The organism is Streptomyces sp. DH12, assembly GCF_020873895.1.
Lineage (GTDB): Bacteria > Actinomycetota > Actinomycetes > Streptomycetales > Streptomycetaceae > Streptomyces.
In genome coordinates this window covers 1-401 of record NZ_JAHWGT010001530.1, presented here as the reverse complement: position 1 = coordinate 401, position 401 = coordinate 1, and the positions used below count along the sequence as shown (strand labels likewise).

1 pseudogene is annotated in these 401 nt (G+C 72.1%); it reads right to left on the bottom strand.

Annotated features, from left to right (window positions below):
- Positions 1–401: pseudogene (locus tag LPA54_RS40925) on the bottom strand (protein translocase subunit SecD); the annotation flags it as partial.

Sequence of the window (401 nt, the reverse complement as noted above, 5' to 3'; positions counted from 1 at the left end):
CTGCTTCTGCGCGAGCTGGCCGGTGATGTCGGCGAACTTCTTGGAGCCCTCACCCGTGAACTTCATGGTCACGGTCCAGCCGGCGCCGGACGTGGTGTTCAGGACGGCGTCGGCCTCGTCGACGTCGGTGCCGTCGACGGCGGCCGGGCCGAGGATGTACTTCTGCCACTGGCCCTCGGAGTTCTGGCCGCAGGCGACGGTGGACTCGGTGGCCTTGGCGCCGTCACCGGCCGTGGCGCGGACGCTCTCCTTGGTGCAGTCGAGCTTGGCGTACTCGGCCTGGAGCTTGGCGTCGGGGTCCGACGCGCCGCCCGTCGCGGACGGGGAGGGGCTGGCCTTGTCGGTGGGGGACGGGCTCTCGTCGGCCTTCAGGGCGTCGGTGACCGCGCGGCCCTGGGTGG